This window comes from Filibacter tadaridae (assembly GCF_900609045.1).
GTDB classification, from domain to species: Bacteria; Bacillota; Bacilli; order Bacillales_A; family Planococcaceae; genus Sporosarcina; species Sporosarcina tadaridae.
In genome coordinates, this window is sequence record NZ_UXAV01000050.1 from 1 (window position 1) to 488 (window position 488).

The following is a 488-nucleotide window of genomic DNA, read 5'->3' on the forward strand; positions in this document are numbered from 1 at the left end:
TATTACTGCGGCGGTTGCTGGCATAAATGATGAGACAGTGAGCAACACTGTTATGACCATAATTCGAAAGACTGATTTCATTCACTTTTCCCCCTTGGACACGGTGCCAGTCACTCAAGCTTTCATGTTTGTTTCAACTGTCATGATTGTTCCAACTTTCATGTTAGTTCAAGTAAATGATACTAAACACGCGCTATTCCTACTCTTTCTAACTGTATCATAATCTATTATTATCCTAAAAGACAATGCGTATTTTTAGTGTAATTGGTAGTTTTGATTATATTTAATAGAAAATGTATCCTAGAATTCAATTATCCTACTAAGCCCTATATTTTTTCACGCATATCTGGAGTGGTTATGTATGTCTAGCTATTGAATTCCTTGACTGTACTAGTTTCCTTGTAACGCTCTTGGACCATTATTTCGATTGTATCAGTGAATAGGAACCAAATAATCAATCCTAACCGTTTAACGTATCCCGTATAAGC

At 35.5% G+C, this 488-nt stretch carries 1 protein-coding gene; it reads left to right on the top strand.

Annotated features, from left to right (window positions below; translation table 11 throughout):
• On the top strand, positions 1-223 hold a 223-nt coding region (locus FILTAD_RS16005), incomplete at its 5' end, for a hypothetical protein (RefSeq protein WP_203229730.1).
• Positions 224-488: the final 265 nt, after the last annotated feature.